Below are 17410 nucleotides of genomic sequence, written 5' to 3' on the forward strand. Positions count from 1 at the left end.
AGAACAATGAAGAAATTTTTTGAATCATTTATAAATGTTTGGAAAATAGAAGAACTAAAGAACAGAATTGTTTTAACGCTGCTGTTACTTTTAGTTTACAGATTTGGTGCGCACGTTACGCTTCCGGGTATTGATGCTACTCAATTGCAGGACTTAGCTGGGCAAACAGATAAAGGTATCGGATCGATACTTGACATGTTTACCGGTGGAGCTTTCTCAAAAGCGTCAGTATTTGCGTTAGGTATCATGCCATACATTTCTGCTTCAATTGTTGTTCAGTTAATGGGTATTGCCATTCCGTATTTGCAAAAACTGCAAAAAGATGGTGAAAGTGGCAGAAAGAAATTAAATCAAATTACAAGATGGTTAACCATCGCGATTACTTTAGTTCAAGGTCCTGGTTATATCTATAACCTATACAGAACTTTACCAAGTAGCGCTTTCCTTTTAGGATTTGATTCGTTCTCTTTCTTATTTTCATCGGTTTTAATTTTGACTACAGGTACTGTTTTCGCTATGTGGTTAGGAGAAAAAATTACAGATAAAGGAATTGGAAATGGTATTTCATTATTAATTATGGTAGGTATTCTTGCTAGATTACCACAAGCATTATTTCAAGAGTTTACTTCAAAAGTTACCAATAATAATGGTGGACCAATGTTGTTAGTAATTGAAGTTATCGTGTGGCTATTAGTAATTGTTGCCTGTGTGCTATTAGTTATGGCGGTTAGAAAAATCCCGGTTCAGTATGCGCGTCGTACAACAACAGGAGATTTCGAACAGGACATGATGGGTGGAAACAGACAATGGATTCCGTTAAAACTGAATTCTGCTGGGGTAATGCCAATCATCTTTGCTCAGGCAATTATGTTTATCCCTGCTGCAGTAGCCGGACTTTCAAAATCTGAAACGTCTCAGTCTATTGCAGGAACATTCAGTGATATGTTCGGTCTTTGGTACAATATTGTTTTTGCATCGTTGATTGTAATTTTTACATTCTTTTACACGGCAATTACTGTCCCAACAAATAAAATGGCAGATGATTTAAAAAGAAGTGGTGGATTTATTCCCGGTGTTAAGCCTGGAGTTGAAACAGCAGACTTCTTAGATAAAATCATGTCTCTAATAACATTCCCTGGTTCATTATTTCTTGCTTTAATTGCTGTGTTCCCAGCGATTGTTGTTAGTGCTAGTGTTCAACAATCTTGGGCAATGTTCTATGGTGGAACTTCGCTTATAATTATGGTCGGAGTTGCCATTGACACTATCCAACAAGTAAATTCTTATTTGTTGAATAAACACTATGATGGATTGATGAAAAGTGGTAAAAATAGAAAAGCAGTAGCTTAGTTTTTATGGCAAAACAATCAGCAATAGAACAAGACGGATCAATAATTGAAGCATTGTCAAATGCAATGTTCCGTGTGGAATTAGAAAACGGACATGTTGTAATTGCTCATATTTCTGGAAAAATGCGTATGCATTACATTAAATTGTTACCTGGTGACAAAGTAAAACTAGAAATGAGTCCTTACGATTTGTCAAAAGCAAGAATTACTTATAGATACTAAAGATATTCAAAATGAAAGTAAGAACATCAGTTAAGAAACGTAGTGCCGAGTGCATCATCGTTCGCAGAAAAGGAAGATTATACGTAATCAACAAAAAGAATCCTAGATTTAAACAAAGACAAGGATAATTATGGCAAGAATAGCAGGGGTAGACATCCCAAAAAACAAAAGAGGAGTTATCGCTTTAACCTACATCTTCGGAGTTGGTAAAAGTCGTGCAAGCGAAATATTAGCAAAAGCTAATGTTAGTGAAGACATTAAAGTTCAAGATTGGAATGACGAGCAAATCGGAGCAATCCGTGATGCTGTATCATACTACAAAATTGAAGGTGAGCTTCGTTCAGAAGTTTCATTACACATTAAGCGTCTAATGGATATTGGATGTTACAGAGGAATCCGTCACAGATCTGGTCTTCCGTTAAGAGGACAAAGAACTAAGAACAACTCTAGAACAAGAAAAGGGAAAAGAAAAACTGTTGCTAACAAGAAAAAAGCAACTAAATAATAAGTAATATGGCTAAAGCAACAACAAAAAAACGTAAAGTTATCGTTGAATCAACAGGTGAAGCTCATATTAGTGCAACCTTTAACAACATCATCATTTCTTTGACTAACAAAAAAGGTGAGGTTATTTCTTGGTCTTCAGCAGGTAAAATGGGTTTCAGAGGTTCTAAAAAGAATACTCCGTATGCAGCTCAAATGGCAGCAGAAGATTGCGGTAAAATTGCATTAGAAGCTGGACTTAAAAAAGTAAAAGTATATGTAAAAGGACCAGGTAACGGGCGTGAGTCTGCTATCAGATCTATACATAATGCAGGAATTGAAGTAACTGAAATCATTGACGTTACTCCAATGCCACACAACGGATGTCGTCCTCCTAAAAGACGTAGAGTATAATTATAGTATAATCAAGATAGATTAAAGATTATCGGAGGATTCGACCTGAATTCATAATCTCTATCTTAAAACAATTTAAAATGGCAAGATATACTGGTCCAAGTACAAGAATTGCTCGTAAATTTGGCGAAGCAATATTCGGAGAAGACAAAGCCTTCGAAAAAAGAAATTATCCTCCTGGACAACACGGGATGGCTAAAAAAAGAGGTAAAAAATCTGAGTACGCTGTCCAATTGATGGAAAAGCAAAAAGCTAAATATTCTTATGGAATTTTAGAAAAACAATTCAGAAATTTATTCGAAAAAGCAGCAGCTTCTAAAGGTGTAACTGGTGAAATCCTTTTACAATTATGCGAAGCAAGATTAGATAACGTAGTTTTCAGAATGGGAATTGCTCCATCAAGAAGAGCAGCTCGTCAAATCGTTTCTCACCGTCACATCACTGTGAACGGAGAATTGGTTAACATTCCTTCTTATCACTTAAAACCAGGCGACAAAGTTGCCGTTCGTGAAAAATCTAAATCTGTTGAAGCAATCAATAGTTCATTAGCGAATTCTTCTCACGTATATGAGTGGATTACATGGAATAATGACACTAAAGAAGGAACTTTCGTTTCTGTTCCGCAAAGACTTCAAATTCCAGAAAATATTAAAGAGCAGTTAATCGTCGAATTGTACAACAAATAATAATTGACATTAGTCTAAATTATGGCAATATTTAATTTTCAGAAGCCCGATAAAGTTATCATGATCGATTCAACCGATTTTGAAGGTAAGTTTGAATTCAGACCTTTAGAACCAGGATACGGATTGACAGTTGGTAATGCACTTAGAAGAGTTTTACTTTCTGCGTTGGAAGGTTATGCAATTACATCTATCAGAATTGATGGTGTTGAGCATGAGTTTTCTACTATTTCAGGAGTTGTAGAAGATGTTACTGAAATTATCCTAAATCTAAAACAAGTACGTTTCAAACGTCAGATTGAAGATGTAGATAATGAAACAGTTTCTATCTCAATTTCAGGAAAAGATCAAATTACAGCTGGTGATTTCCAAAAATTCATTTCTGGTTTCCAGGTATTGAATCCGGAATTGGTTATCTGTAACTTAGATAGCAAAGTAAATCTTAATATGGAATTAACTATCGAGAAAGGTCGTGGTTATGTTCCTGCAGAAGAGAACAAAAAACAAAACGCAGCAATCGGAACAATATTTACTGACTCAATTTTTACTCCGGTAAAAAATGTAAAGTATGCTATTGAAAACTTCCGTGTGGAGCAAAAAACAGATTATGAAAAATTAGTTTTCGAAATCAAAACTGATGGTTCAATCAATCCAAAAGATGCTTTAACAGAAGCTGCCAAAGTTTTAATTCACCACTTTATGTTGTTCTCTGATGAGAGAATCACGCTTGAAGCTGATGAAATTGCTCAAACTGAGTCTTATGATGAGGAATCATTACACATGAGACAATTGCTTAAAACAAAACTTGTTGATATGGATTTATCTGTAAGAGCATTGAATTGTTTGAAAGCTGCAGAAGTTGATACACTTGGAGATCTTGTATCTTTCAACAAAAATGACTTAATGAAGTTCCGTAACTTCGGTAAAAAATCACTAACTGAGTTAGATGAATTGGTTGCCAACAAGAATTTAACATTCGGAATGGATTTAGGTAAATACAAATTAGATAAAGAATAAATTACTTCATATTTTGCTCTCCGGCATCGGATTGTAGCAAGATGAAGGCTAAAAAAACACGTCATGAGACACGGAAAAAAAGTAAATCATTTAAGCAGACAGACTGGACATAGAAAAGCTATGTTGGCAAATATGGCTTGTTCTCTAATCGAGCACAAACGTATTATCACTACTGTTGCTAAAGCTAAAGCGCTTAAACAATTCGTTGAGCCATTAGTAACAAAATCAAAAGAAGATACAACTCACAATCGTCGTGTATGTTTCGCTTACTTACGTAGCAAATATGCAGTAACTGACTTGTTCAGAGATGTAGCTGCAAAAGTTGGTGATCGTCCGGGAGGTTATACTCGTATCATTAAAATGGGTAACCGTTTAGGTGATAATGCTGATATGGCAATGATTGAATTAGTTGACTTTAATGAACTATACAACGGAGGTAAAAAAGAGGAGAAAAAAGGTAGAACACGTCGTCCTAAGAAAACGGCTGCGCCTGTTGCAACTCCTGCTGCTGCACCAGTTGTAGAAGAAGTAGCTCCAATCGTAGAAGAGGCTGCACCAATCGTAGAAGAAGTTGTTGAAACTCCTGCTGCAGAGGTTGTAGAAACTCCAGTTGCTGAAGTGGAAACTCCAGAGGTTGTTGAAGAGGCTCCTGCAGTTGCAGAAGTTGAAGAGACTCCAGCTGACGAGGCGCCAGAAGCACCAGCTACTGATGAAGAATCAAAAGAAGAGCAAGCATAATAAATGTAGCTTTATAAATTAAAAGAGGATAAACAAACGTTTATCCTCTTTTTTTATGGGTGAAATCAATTCACAGATTCTTATTTATATTAAAAAATAATTCATGAATTATTTTTTAATAGTTCTTATATCGTCAGAATGATAACAAGATGTTAAAGTGAGGGAAATCTCTAATTTTGAGGGAATTATTTTATAACTTGCTCCCTGTTTGAATTCATTTTTGATTTAATTCACTTCGCTTATCAAAGTAAAATATTCATGAGTAACCAAAAACTACTTTATTTTTTTAATAGACATAATTTAACCTTGCTGGTTGTTTTGATGTCTGTTTTTTGCTTCTCTCAAAATGAAACAAATAATTGGTCTTTTGGTGTAAATGCCGGATTGGATTTTAGCAATGGAGATGTAGCAGTTCTAAATGACAGGGCTATGGTTACACCTGCCGGATGTGCTAGTATTTCAGACAATGACGGTAATTTGTTGTTTTATACCAATGGACAGACAGTTTGGAATAAAAATCATCAAATAATGCTAAATGGAGAAGGTTTGTCCGGAGAAATAGATGGGATTCAATCTCCTTTAATTGTCCCAAAACCAAATGACACTTCCACGTATTTCATTTTTTATACAAGACAGGCTGTGCTGACAAGTCCGGTGTATTATTTACCCGGAATATATTATGCAGAAGTTAAGTTTGATGAGGCAAATCCCTTTGGTTATGTTACAGTGAACAAGGATGTCAGGATTGCTGAAATAGAAGCGACAAACAGAATTGCAGCAATTCATCATCCTCAGAGTGATACCATAAGGGTAATTTGCATGACAAAACCAGATCCGGTATTTGGAGTCATGATTCCTGATGGAGAATTTATATTCAGAATATTTAATGTAACGCCAACCGGTGTGAATTTAACTCCTGTAAAAAGACCAATAGATCGAAGTATAACCAGACTTGGAGCAATGAAAATTGCGCCCGATGGAAGTTATTTAGCTTTCGCCGATAGTGCCAGTCAAAAAGTATACTTCTATAGCTATAATAATGAAACCATTAGTTTCGAACCATATTTTACACTGCCAACAGTTCCTGCATTTGGCGTGTTTATCAATCCTTATGGCATTGAATTTTCACAAGATTCTAAAATGTTTTATTATTCAGGAGATGGTTATGTAGTGCAGTTTCAATATAGAAATATAGGAGGAGTGGATCCGGCAGAATATTATTTGATGCCTATAGAAAATCCGGGATCAATTCAGCTGTCCAGAAATGGTAAAATATACATTGCTCAGGGAAATTCAAGTAATCCTAATGGAAAGATATCGGTAATAAATAAGCCCGAAAAAATAGGGGAGGAATGTCTTTTTATCGCAGAATCAGTCGAGTTTGGAGATGCAGCTTCTACCAAAGGATTGCCAATGTTTGTAGCTTCCTATTTGAGAAGCCGAATTATTCCGTCTAAAGACGATTGTGTTGATGTTGCCTTTAGTTTTGAATTGGATGCCTACAGACAAATACTATCTGTTGAATGGGATTTTGGAGACGGAGCAACTTCAACCGATTTTAATCCAACTCACCTTTTCAGCACACCGGGAATCCATAAAGTGAAAGCAAGAATAATAATGGATAATAATCAGGCGGTTACTTTGTATAAAGATGTTGAAGCCTATCCGTTACCACAGCTGGCACCAAATCAAACACTTACTCAATGTGATACCGACGTAGATGGGATTTCGGTTTTTAATCTTGAAAATATAAAAGATTTAGCCGTTCATGCGGATCCTGATTTTATCTATACTTTTTATCACAGTTTGGATGATGCCAATAACGATATTAATCGAATTCCTGATTCACAGCATTATACCAATGTTTCAAATCCAGAAGAGATTTTTGTAAAAATAGTCAGCTCCAAAGGCTGTGTAACGATAACCAACTTTTACCTCGAAAATTATCAGGCAAATGCATTGCCAATAAGCGACATCTATGTATGCGAAAGTTCAGATGATGTTTTGAATAATTCGGAAGGTAAATTTAATATAAGAGCAAAAGAATTAGATATAAGAGCTGAATTAGCAATTCCGGCGGAGTTTACGATAACTTTTTATGCTAATCTGACGGATGCACAAACTAAGATTTCGCCTTTGGATAGGTATCATACATCAGCAACAACAGTACTTTGGGTTCGAATTGAAGATGATAGCCACAATTGTTTCGGAGTTATGCCGTTTAATGCAATTGTAAATTCAATTATTGATCTGGATATAGAAAGTCAATATACTATTTGTGATCCTAGCGTGCAACCTCCAATAATTCTCGATGGAGGAAGTAGCAATTATTCCTGGATATGGAAAAATCAAAGTGGAAGCATTATTTCTACCCAAAGATTTTTTCAACCAACACAGGAAGGTAATTATTCTATTACTGTTCAAAAACAAGAAAACGGAATAAGTTGTTCGCTCACAAAAGAGTTTAGAGTAATAAAAGTAGCAGCTCCTGAATTTTTAGAAGTTAGAGCCAATAACGGACAAGTTTTTGTTTCTGTAAACGGAAATAGTACTTATCAATTTTCATTGGATGGGATTAATTATTTTGGTTCAGGGAACTCCTATACATTTTCAAGTGTTGCCGCAGGTATTCACACTGTTTATGTAAAAGACATACACAATTGCGAAAAAAGTATTACTACTCAAATTTATATGATGACAATTCCTAATTATTTCACACCAAACAATGATGGAATAAATGAAGAATGGAAAATATTTGGTTTGTCAAAGAAATTTTATTCTGGTGTCGAAATTCAAATTTTTGATAGATATGGAAAGCTTCTGTATAATATGGATATGAATGGGAATGAATATGGCTGGCCGGGAATTAGTGATAAAAGGTTGTATCCTGCAGATGATTATTGGTACAAGATTTCATTAACCGATTTGGAAAATAAGTTGATTATTAAAACCGGACATTTTAGCTTAATCAGATGATTTTAAAATAAAACCTAAAAATTCTCTATTGTGAGAATTTTTTTTTGGTGTATTTTTGCAACATCAAACAACAACTACAACACACAACTACACAATGCAACACACAACAAGACCACAGGCCATTTTACTTCTAGCCGACGGAACCATCTTTCACGGTAAATCAATTGGAATTTCGGGGAAGACTTTTGGAGAAGTTTGCTTCAACACAGGAATGACCGGTTATCAGGAAATTTTTACCGATCCGTCTTATTTCGGGCAAATCATGGTAGCAACCAATCCGCACATTGGAAACTATGGCGTAAATGAAAATGAAGTAGAATCTGAAAAAATCATGATATCAGGATTGGTTTGTAAAAATTTCAGTTTCAACCATTCGCGTCCCGATTCTGAAAGCAACCTGTATGACTATTTCGAAAAGCAAAACTTAATCTGCATTTCAGATGTTGATACAAGAGCTTTGGTGAGTTACATCCGTGACAACGGCGCACAAAATGCGGTTATTTGTACCGACGGAACTTCTGTAGAAGAGTTGAAAAAACAATTGTCAAATGTTCCCGACATGAAAGGGTTGGAGCTGGCCTCAACGGTGTCAGTAACCGAACCTTATTTTTTTGGTCACGAAAATGCAACCTATAAAATCGCGGCACTGGATTTAGGAATCAAAAGAAATATCTTGAGAAACTTAGCGAAAAGAGATTGCTATATCAAAGTGTTTCCATACAATACCTCTTTCGAGGAATTAGAATCTTTTAATGCTGACGGTTACTTTTTATCAAATGGTCCGGGCGATCCGGAACCGTTAGAAGGAGTAATTGGTGTTGCTCAGCAATTGATTGCATCTGACAAGCCGTTATTCGGAATTTGTTTAGGGCATCAGATTATAGGTTTGGCAAACGGAGTTTCTACTTATAAGATGTTTAACGGTCACAGAGGAATTAACCATCCGGTTATGAATGTCCTGACAGGAAAAGGAGAAATCACTTCGCAAAACCACGGATTTGCAGTAAACAGAGAAGAGCTTGAAAAGCATCCCGATTTAGAAATTACCCATTATCATATCAATGACAATACCGTAGCAGGAATGCGAATGAAATCCAAAAATGTTTTCTCGGTGCAATACCATCCTGAAGCAAGTCCCGGTCCACATGATTCGTCGTATCTTTTTGATGATTTTATAACGAATATCAAAAAAGCGAAAAGCCTACTTGAAGTATAACTTTTCGCCTTTTACTGTTAAGCTGTATTTACCGGAATTAATCTTTGGAAGCATATTTTTCATAAAGGCTATCAAATTTTCCATTGTTTTTTAGGAAAGCACTATTGACAGCTAACCAGTTATCATACATTTTATCTTTGGTAATTTGAATATCATTAAAAACAGCATAAAACAAATTCTTTTTGATATTGTAGCTTTTAACAGCATAGTTATATGCGGCAACACTTTCAGTTGTTTCTGGTTGTGCTGAGTTTTTTAATGCTTGTAGTGCATTATACTCATCTACATAATTGTTAAATAAGTCACTCAATTTTTCTTTTTGGCCAGCAATATAATTAGCATATTCAATGTTGGCATCATTAAGGGAAGTATCTTTATATTCGCTTTTGTATTCGCTGGTTTTTGCCACAACTTCATCACGCGTAAATGTAATCAAGTTCAGACAGTCTGAAAATCCTTTTTTATCTTTTGCATTTATTACATAAGTAAGTTTTTCATCCATAACATTCATTTTATAAAACAATATGTTTTGATACGCATTGTACTCTAATATATTTTTAGACTTGTTATTTTTGAAATGCATTTTATAACACATTGCAAAACTCTTTTTGTCTTGTTCGTATTTTTTAAGCTCTTGATAATAAGCAATAAGATGTCTTTCTTTAGTAGCAATATTTTCACCTATTTCAGGCAGTGATAAGGTGCTTTGGTAATCATAATCATTTAAAATCAAACTCCCATTTTTTAGACAGTCAATTGTTCTTTGATTCAATTTTATAAAACTGTCTCTCAATAAAGTATTGCCTTCAAATCCTTTATTAGTGGTCATTAGGATTGTATTAATGTTTTCTAATTTTTCGATAATTCTGACCGCTGTTACTTTAGTTCTCGAATACAATTGTGATTCAACTATAGAGACAGAATAATCCATCAATGATTTTTTAACGTACAATTCGTTTTTGGCAAAATCATCCATATAAGCTTCTATGGTACGATAATTTTGAGAGTTTGATATTGCTGGTACTAGCCCAACTAATAGAAAGAAGCAAACTTGAATTAGTAGGTTGCTTTTGGTGCTGTTTTTAAGAGTAGAATTTTTCATGAGGCAAGTGTTTTATTTTTATGTAAAATTAGCACCAACATAAAAGGTGGTTGTTACACGATATTATTTTAGACTTATATAATTATAATTATTGCGTGCAGTTCAACGATTCTTGCAAGCTAAAACGATTGCGTTTATAAGTTCTGCAAATAATTGCACCTCTATTTTTTAAATTCCTTAAATTTGTGAACCAATTAAAAATCTTAAACTAAAATAAAAATGAGCATAATTATCAAAGTTCACGCAAGACAAATTCTTGACTCAAGAGGAAATCCAACAATAGAAGTAGATGTAGTTACCGAAAATGGTGTTTTAGGACGCGCTGCTGTTCCTTCCGGAGCTTCAACCGGTGAGCACGAAGCGGTTGAATTACGCGATGGTGGAAAAGCCTATATGGGCAAAGGAGTTTTGAAAGCAGTTAAGAATGTTAACGAAATTATCGCTCCCGAATTAATGGGCGTTTCAGTATTTGAGCAAAATCACATCGACCAATTGATGATTGAACTTGATGCAACTCCAAACAAATCAAACCTTGGTGCTAATGCTATTTTGGGTGTTTCTTTGGCTACAGCCAAGGCAGCGGCAAACGAATTAGGTTTACCTTTATACAGATATGTTGGTGGCGTTTCTGCTAACACTTTACCGGTTCCAATGATGAACATCATCAATGGTGGTTCGCATTCTGATGCGCCGATTGCGTTTCAGGAATTTATGATTATGCCGGTAAAAGCAACATCGTTTACACATGCGATGCAAATGGGAACGGAGATTTTTCACAACCTTAAAAAAGTATTACACGATAGAAATCTTTCGACTGCAGTAGGTGATGAAGGTGGATTTGCTCCAAACTTAGCCGGCGGAACCGAAGATGCTTTGGATACAATTAAAAAGGCGGTAGAAAATGCAGGTTATAAATTTGGTGACGAAGTTATGATTGCTTTAGACTGTGCCGCTTCTGAGTTTTATGTAGACGGAAAATACGACTATACTAAATTCGAAGGCGCAACAGGAAAAATAAGAACGTCAAAAGAGCAAGCAGAATATTTAGCTTCTTTGGCTGCAAATTATCCAATTATTTCTATTGAAGACGGAATGTATGAAGACGATTGGGATGGATGGAAATACTTAACCGAATTGGTTGGAGACAAAACCCAATTAGTAGGTGACGATTTATTTGTAACCAATGTGGAGCGTTTGTCGACCGGAATCCAAAAAGGAATTGCCAACTCAATCTTGGTGAAAGTAAACCAAATTGGAACCTTGACAGAAACAATCGCAGCCGTTAATATGGCGCACAATGCCGGATATACTTCGGTAATGTCACACCGTTCAGGCGAAACTGAAGACAATACGATAGCCGATTTAGCCGTAGCATTAAACTGTGGTCAAATCAAAACCGGTTCGGCTTCGCGTTCGGATCGTATGGCTAAATACAATCAATTGTTGAGAATAGAAGAGGAGTTAGGCGATACTGCTTATTTCCCTGGAGTGAGAGCTTTTAAGCAAAAATAATTCTAAAGATATTTAAAATTTACACCTGACAGGTTTTTAAAACTTGTCAGGTTTTTTGTTTTTAGCCATGACCTTTTAGCAAATAGATTTTTAAAATAACACCTTCAATATTGTAAACAAATCTATTGGATTTCAGCCAACGGTATATATGAATATTTTCGTTTTTTATTGTGAATAATAAAAAAAATGAGTAATATTATAATGAATAATTTTTTTTTAATATAAAATATATTACTTTTATGCAATCGATTACATATATTTGAAATTAATTAGCAAGAAACTTAAAATCATTAACAACTAAAAACAAAAATATTATGAAAAAAAGACTACTTTTAATTTTACCAATGCTATTATTTACATTGGTTTCTAATGCTCAGGATCACGTTTGGGATTTTGGAAATGATACAACAAATTGGCCAGTTAACCCAGGTTATAATTCAAGCAGTCCTGCAACTACTACTATTGACGGTTTGACCCTTATTTCAGGAGGTTCAGCTATAGGAGCTATTTCTGCTGCTTCTAATACTGCTTTTAGTGATGGTTTTACTAATGTAAATATGATGACTGTTCAGGTGGCTACAGGAGCTCCATTGCCTACAAAACGAGGGTTGTCTTTTCCGGTTGATGGACCTTGTACAGTAAAACTTTGGGTATATACATCTTCAACAAACAGAAGAGCTTCTATATCTGATGGGACTACTGAGTTAGCTTTCTACCTTTCTGCTTCTCCTTCTCCTTATAAAACTATTTTGACAGCATATTATACAGGCGGGCCTGGTACTATTTATGTATATACTAATAATACTATGAATTTTGCTAAGCTTTCAGTACAAACAGGGCTTGGCATTGATGATATCAAAGCTGATGCATTACCTGTTTTTTACACCAACGACAATCAGGTTTTTGTATCTAATGTAAAATCAAATACAACAGTTTCTATTTATTCTATTACAGGTGCATTAGTTAAAACAATTAAAACAAGTAATGATACTAGTTTTGAACTTAGAACTGGTTTATGGATTGCTAAAGTAAAATCAGAAGAAGGTGAAAAAACAGTAAAATTAGTAGTGAAATAATATTGATTTAAAAATTTTTCTGATTATACGGAAACACCCGATAGGTTCTAAATCGATCGGGTGTTTTGTTTTATTATTCTACCGCTTTTACATTATCATCCGGAATTCGGTCAATCAGATAATTGTATGGATCGATGCCCGCTTTATATGGTTTGACTTTTGTTTTAAAAACAAAGGTGTTTAATTTTTTGGTTATTTTTAAACGTTTATAAACCAATGGTTTTCCCAATACATCTTCTTTGTCCGACTCGGCAAAAACGCCAATGTCAATATAATCAGCAATAGACGTAGCCGTTTCTTTTCCCAAAGCATTGGAACGGAATTTCTCGGAAGTGGTTTCAATAGTCACTTCATATTCTGCACCTACTTTTTTTGATGTCACTTTCAACGTTCGATTAGAGAATAAAGTGATGTTTTCAAACAAATCCGGAATCAGGTAACTCAGACTGTCAGGTGTAACTTTTCTAAATTCATTCACGGCATCAATTGATGTTGGATAGGCTGGGTTTTTGTATGCAAATTTTTCAATTAAATTATGCAAAGCAGCATTCAAATTTTTCTCCCCTATCATTTCTTTGAAATAATACAATACCACACTAGCTTTATTGTAGTGAATGTATTGTTGGCTCTCCGTTTTTATGATTGGATTTTCACCCTCAAATTCGCTGCTTCTGCCTCGTAAATAATCATTCATTTCATATTCCAAGAACTTTTTCATTTTGTCTTTGCCATATTCTTTTTCCATCACCATCAAAGCTGAATACTGTGAGAAACCTTCGCTCATCATTTCACTACCCTGCATATTGGAACCACAAATCTGATGCGCCCAATATTGATGTCCCATTTCGTGTGCCACGACATAAAAGACCATATCAATATCATCTTTAGTAACATCGCGTAAATCAGTAATGAAACCAATTCCTTCGCTATACGGCATAGTGCCCGGGAAAGCCTGAGCAAAACTGCCATATCTCGGAAATTCTAAAATGCGGCATTGCTTGTGATAGTATGGACCAAAGTTAGTGGTGTAATATTCCAATGCTTTCTGCATGCTTTTCATCATGTTTGGGACATTGACAGCGTGTTGTTTGTCGTAATAGACTTCGAGGTCAATACCGTTCCATTTTTTGCGCACCACTTGATAATCAGCTGAAATGAAGGAATAGAAGTTCAGTGATTTTTGGTCGAGTTTGTAGCTGAAATATTTTCTGCCATTAGCTTCCCAACTTTTTAGCAACGAACCTGGAGCTATTGCGGTTTGGTCTTTAGAAGTGCTGATGGTAGTGTTTACTTCAACCCAATCCGAGTCGCTGCTGATGTAAGTATTGCTTCGGGCAGCTAAATCGTTTTCATCCAGTTTTGGCATACGATCGCGCTTTGGTAACTTGCGTTTAATACGTAGGTTTTTATCGGATATCTCATAATCTCTGTTATAGCCAAAAGAAGGTAAAATATCTTTGTTGTTAAAGAATGTTCCGTTTTGAGTCAGTTGTGTAAAGCTTACTTCGTTCTCAAATCCTTTGGTGATACTGGATAAATTGACAGTGATTTTTATCGAATCATTCGATGCTAATGGTTTGTTTAGCTTGTAAATTCGATAGTTTAAATCGTCATCTTTCAACTTTAATTTCGAATTTGGAATTGTGAGCTTAATGCTGTCAGTCAGTAGAGGCAAAGTAAAATGCAATTCACTAATAGGCTTATTTGATTTGTTTTTTGCCCAAGCTTCGACTTTGGCGTGCATGTTTCTTTCGGACGGAAAAATATCAATAGTGTAGTTGAATTTATAAAAACGCGGCTGATTCAGCGTTTCATACTTTTTGTATTTGGTTTCATAGCTTACCTGACTGTTTTCGACTTCCTCTGATGATTCATACGTGTTTAACACTTTGGTATTATAAAAAACAAAGCTTCCACAAAGTATAAAGGCTAACACACCTATCGCAAGACCAACTTTACTTTTCTTAAATTGTAATCTGGCAGCGTGTAAGCGGTGTTTGAAATCAACTTCTTTACCTCTAACATAAAAGGCTAAAACCACAAAGCAAAGCACTACACAGAATAATCCCCAATACAAATTGAACCAAATTGTTGAAGGAATGAAAGGGCCGTAGCCATTCATATCAGAGTATGTAATGTCTGGTTTAGCATTGAATTTTACCATATTGGTGCTGATTTCTAATAAACCCCAAACAAATCCGTTAACAACAATAAACATCACAAACGCAAAATAAGCCACATACCTATTATTAATCAGATAATGGAATAACAACGACAAAATAACCAAGTAGGAGTAGCTCAAAAGTTTGATAACCAATAACGATTTGATGTAGACATCAAGGTCATAACGAGTATAGCCATGCAGGGTTTGCGCAATTACTCCAACCACTATTGTAACCACCAATACCGTAGCAATAGCAAAAATAATTGCCAGGACTTTGGAAGCAAATAAACTAATCGTTTGAATTGGCGTAGCATCCTGAATTTCGTTAATCTTAGCATCGCGCTCTTTCCAAACTAAAACACCGGTATAAAACGTTATAAATCCAATCATGAACAGCATAAACGAACCTTCAATAATGTCCACTATATCATAAGTTACCGGATATTGGACAGCACCATAACGACCTGAAAAACTGGTCAGATTGGTAATCAATAAAATCATTCCGATAGAAACAATAATTATAAAGGTTGGGTTTTTTATTACCGCTTTAATCTCAAATTTCACCAAACTCCAAAAAGTGGAAAACGAAAAAACTCCGGCTTTGGTTGGCAAAAAATCTGTATTTGAAATAGAAGGAATTGCATCTTTTTTGCTGATTTTTTCTTTTTTGGCTTTAACGTTTTTGGTGTTAAATGAAAAACGATAGTATACAAGAATTAGTATCCCAATCATAATAGTCAACCAAACGGCTCGGTTAATCAGTAATTCACCGTGAAGTGAAACCGCACTAGTGTTCTTTTCATCCACCGTTAGATATTTGGTCATAATTTCAAAAGGCTTTGCGCCAAAAGGATCCAAAATATTGGCCAACCATTCCTTTTGAATGTCTCGGGTGAAAATTTCGGAAACCGCGTAGAAAACCAATATCAACATTGAACCAATAAAAGAAATAATGTTGCTTCGGAAGATTATTGCCAGAGAAAACAGCATAACCCCGGAAATAATTACATTAGGAATACCAAAGTTGATAATGCCATATAAATGTCCGGACCAATCGGTTTCACCAAAACGTTCCGCCGGAGCCATGTCAAAAATTGGAGCAAGAAAAGAACCTAAAAGTGCTCCCACAGAAATCCCTAATAATGGAATTACAGAAACCATTGCAGCTCCAATAAATTTTCCGAAGAAATAATCTCTTTTTTTGATTGGAGACGTAAAGATAAATTGGTACATGCCATATTGAAAATCGCGGTTGGCTGTGGCGTTCATAAAGGCAGTTGTCATCAAAAGGCAAATGGTTGAGAACACACCATAATATTGTTCAATAACAAAAGGCGCATTTTTGTGTGTGTTTCCAACACCGCCACCAATAGTAACATGCTCAGAAGCTACGGCAAAAAATACGAGTAAGCCGTTGATGAAAAAAAAGATCCATACCATTGGCGTTTTTAGCCAATATTTGAGTTCGAATTGTATAAATTTCCACATAAGATTGTCGTTCTAAAATTTATACTAAAGCATTGAGTTTGGCAAAAAATACGTCTTCAAGATTTTCTTCGGCTTTCACAAAACCAGCTACCGGATTTTCAGAAAAAATATGAATCAAAGGTTGTCCGCCCACAAGTTTGTTGGAAATGACCTGATGTTCTTCCTGATATTTGGACAATTCCTGTTTCGGAACTTTTTTCTCCCAGACTTTGCCCCGCACTTCTAATAAAGCATCATCGGTATTGCCGGCAAAAAGCACTCGGCCTTTATCCACAACTGCCATTTGTGTACACAATTCGCGTACATCCTGTACAATGTGAGTGGAAAGAATTACGATAGTGTTTTCACCAATTTCACTCAAAATGTTATAGAATCTGTTTCGTTCTCCCGGATCTAAACCTGCTGTAGGTTCATCTACAATTACCAGTTTTGGAGAACCAATCAAACATTGTGCAATACCAAAACGCTGGCGCATTCCACCACTATAGCTGCTTACGGCATTTTTGCGATGTTCCCAAAGATTAACTTTCACAAGCAACTGTTCAATCATTTGCTTTCTGTCGGCTTTGTTTTCAAAACCTTTTAGTAAGGCTAAGTTGTCAAGTAAATCTACTGCGGTTGTTCGAGGATAAACACCAAATTCCTGAGGTAGATAACCCAATATTTTGCGTACGGCTTGTTTGTCATTCAATACATCAATATCGCCCAAAGTAATGGAACCACTATCGGCATCCTGAAGCGTTGCTATGGTTCGCATTAGTGAAGATTTTCCGGCACCGTTTGGTCCAAGTAACCCAAACATTCCTTTTGGTATTGTTAGCGAGACATTATCTAAAGCATGTACGCCGTTGCTGTATTTTTTGTCTAAATCTTTAATGAGTAATTCCATAGTAGCTGATTGGTTTTGAGTGATTTTTGACCGATTAGACGGCTCGATATGTAATTTTGTTACAGTATAGTTTTAACAATA

14 protein-coding genes and 1 pseudogene are annotated in these 17410 nt (G+C 35.5%); 12 read left to right on the top strand and 3 right to left on the bottom strand.

Going from position 1 to position 17410, the window contains the following annotated elements; translation table 11 throughout:
• The first annotated feature begins 6 nt into the window (after positions 1 to 6).
• From secY to carA, 10 genes and pseudogenes are all read left to right on the top strand, one after another.
• Complete coding sequence (secY, locus tag GS03_RS06005) at positions 7 to 1350, top strand: preprotein translocase subunit SecY (RefSeq protein WP_136151649.1); 1344 nt, start codon at positions 7 to 9, stop codon at positions 1348 to 1350.
• A 5-nt stretch (positions 1351 to 1355) separates the two neighbouring features.
• On the top strand, positions 1356 to 1571 hold the full coding sequence (gene infA, locus GS03_RS06010) for a translation initiation factor IF-1 (protein ID WP_026714631.1): 216 nt from the start codon (positions 1356 to 1358) through the stop codon (positions 1569 to 1571).
• Between the two features lie 11 nt (positions 1572 to 1582).
• Entirely contained in the window at positions 1583 to 1699 is a 117-nt protein-coding gene (gene ykgO, locus GS03_RS06015; protein ID WP_073361285.1) for a type B 50S ribosomal protein L36, read from the top strand.
• A 2-nt stretch (positions 1700 to 1701) separates the two neighbouring features.
• Positions 1702 to 2076, top strand: a complete 375-nt coding sequence (gene rpsM / locus GS03_RS06020) for a 30S ribosomal protein S13 (protein ID WP_136151650.1) — start codon at positions 1702 to 1704, stop codon at positions 2074 to 2076.
• An 8-nt stretch (positions 2077 to 2084) separates the two neighbouring features.
• Complete coding sequence (rpsK, locus tag GS03_RS06025) at positions 2085 to 2468, top strand: 30S ribosomal protein S11 (protein WP_136151651.1); 384 nt, start codon at positions 2085 to 2087, stop codon at positions 2466 to 2468.
• Positions 2469 to 2548: 80 nt separating this feature from the next.
• The gene (gene rpsD / locus GS03_RS06030) at positions 2549 to 3154 is read left to right on the top strand and encodes a 30S ribosomal protein S4 (RefSeq protein WP_136151652.1); all 606 of its coding nucleotides are present in this window, start codon (positions 2549 to 2551) and stop codon (positions 3152 to 3154) included.
• A 21-nt stretch (positions 3155 to 3175) separates the two neighbouring features.
• Positions 3176 to 4168 (top strand): DNA-directed RNA polymerase subunit alpha, encoded by a 993-nt coding sequence (locus tag GS03_RS06035; protein ID WP_136151653.1) that lies wholly within the window; start codon positions 3176 to 3178, stop codon positions 4166 to 4168.
• A gap of 63 nt (positions 4169 to 4231) precedes the next feature.
• Positions 4232 to 4705, top strand: a pseudogene (gene rplQ / locus GS03_RS13400) (50S ribosomal protein L17); the annotation flags it as partial.
• 459 nt (positions 4706 to 5164) lie between these two features.
• A complete protein-coding gene (locus GS03_RS06045; RefSeq protein ID WP_136151655.1) occupies positions 5165 to 7882 on the top strand; it encodes a T9SS type B sorting domain-containing protein in 2718 nt (905 codons plus the stop codon).
• Positions 7883 to 7976: 94 nt separating this feature from the next.
• Positions 7977 to 9098 carry a glutamine-hydrolyzing carbamoyl-phosphate synthase small subunit gene (gene carA / locus GS03_RS06050; protein WP_136151656.1) on the top strand — a complete coding sequence of 374 codons (1122 nt, stop codon included), beginning with the start codon at positions 7977 to 7979 and terminating at the stop codon, positions 9096 to 9098.
• Positions 9099 to 9135: 37 nt separating this feature from the next.
• Here the strand turns inward: carA and GS03_RS06055 are convergent, their stop codons facing one another.
• On the bottom strand, positions 9136 to 10200 hold the full coding sequence (locus GS03_RS06055; RefSeq protein WP_136151657.1) for a hypothetical protein: 1065 nt from the start codon (positions 10198 to 10200) through the stop codon (positions 9136 to 9138).
• Between the two features lie 219 nt (positions 10201 to 10419).
• Between GS03_RS06055 and eno the strand changes: the two genes are divergently transcribed.
• Positions 10420 to 11712, top strand: coding sequence for a phosphopyruvate hydratase (eno, locus tag GS03_RS06060; RefSeq protein ID WP_136151658.1), 1293 nt, complete (start codon positions 10420 to 10422; stop codon positions 11710 to 11712).
• 314 nt (positions 11713 to 12026) lie between these two features.
• A complete protein-coding gene (locus GS03_RS06065) occupies positions 12027 to 12788 on the top strand; it encodes a T9SS type A sorting domain-containing protein (RefSeq protein ID WP_136151659.1) in 762 nt (253 codons plus the stop codon).
• Positions 12789 to 12861: 73 nt separating this feature from the next.
• On the opposite strand, the gene GS03_RS06070 is transcribed toward GS03_RS06065, so the two are convergent.
• The gene (locus GS03_RS06070) at positions 12862 to 16392 is read right to left on the bottom strand and encodes a M1 family aminopeptidase (RefSeq protein ID WP_168710274.1); all 3531 of its coding nucleotides are present in this window, start codon (positions 16390 to 16392) and stop codon (positions 12862 to 12864) included.
• Positions 16393 to 16459: 67 nt separating this feature from the next.
• Positions 16460 to 17329, bottom strand: a complete 870-nt coding sequence (locus GS03_RS06075) for an ABC transporter ATP-binding protein (protein ID WP_136151661.1) — start codon at positions 17327 to 17329, stop codon at positions 16460 to 16462.
• Positions 17330 to 17410 lie beyond the last annotated feature (81 nt).

This window comes from Flavobacterium sangjuense (assembly GCF_004797125.1).
Classification (GTDB): Bacteria; Bacteroidota; Bacteroidia; order Flavobacteriales; family Flavobacteriaceae; genus Flavobacterium; species Flavobacterium sangjuense.

What these genes read in the sequence shown, in the direction of transcription:
- secY (WP_136151649.1), top strand. Translation starts at nt 7, where the DNA reads ATGAAGAAATTTTTTGAATCATTTATAAATGTTTGGAAAATAGAAGAA.
- infA (WP_026714631.1), top strand. Translation starts at nt 1,356, where the DNA reads ATGGCAAAACAATCAGCAATAGAACAAGACGGATCAATAATTGAAGCA.
- ykgO (WP_073361285.1), top strand. Translation starts at nt 1,583, where the DNA reads ATGAAAGTAAGAACATCAGTTAAGAAACGTAGTGCCGAGTGCATCATC.
- rpsM (WP_136151650.1), top strand. Translation starts at nt 1,702, where the DNA reads ATGGCAAGAATAGCAGGGGTAGACATCCCAAAAAACAAAAGAGGAGTT.
- rpsK (WP_136151651.1), top strand. Translation starts at nt 2,085, where the DNA reads ATGGCTAAAGCAACAACAAAAAAACGTAAAGTTATCGTTGAATCAACA.
- rpsD (WP_136151652.1), top strand. Translation starts at nt 2,549, where the DNA reads ATGGCAAGATATACTGGTCCAAGTACAAGAATTGCTCGTAAATTTGGC.
- GS03_RS06035 (WP_136151653.1), top strand. Translation starts at nt 3,176, where the DNA reads ATGGCAATATTTAATTTTCAGAAGCCCGATAAAGTTATCATGATCGAT.
- GS03_RS06045 (WP_136151655.1), top strand. Translation starts at nt 5,165, where the DNA reads ATGAGTAACCAAAAACTACTTTATTTTTTTAATAGACATAATTTAACC.
- carA (WP_136151656.1), top strand. Translation starts at nt 7,977, where the DNA reads ATGCAACACACAACAAGACCACAGGCCATTTTACTTCTAGCCGACGGA.
- GS03_RS06055 (WP_136151657.1), bottom strand. Translation starts at nt 10,200, where the DNA reads ATGAAAAATTCTACTCTTAAAAACAGCACCAAAAGCAACCTACTAATT.
- eno (WP_136151658.1), top strand. Translation starts at nt 10,420, where the DNA reads ATGAGCATAATTATCAAAGTTCACGCAAGACAAATTCTTGACTCAAGA.
- GS03_RS06065 (WP_136151659.1), top strand. Translation starts at nt 12,027, where the DNA reads ATGAAAAAAAGACTACTTTTAATTTTACCAATGCTATTATTTACATTG.
- GS03_RS06070 (WP_168710274.1), bottom strand. Translation starts at nt 16,392, where the DNA reads ATGGTATGGATCTTTTTTTTCATCAACGGCTTACTCGTATTTTTTGCC.
- GS03_RS06075 (WP_136151661.1), bottom strand. Translation starts at nt 17,329, where the DNA reads ATGGAATTACTCATTAAAGATTTAGACAAAAAATACAGCAACGGCGTA.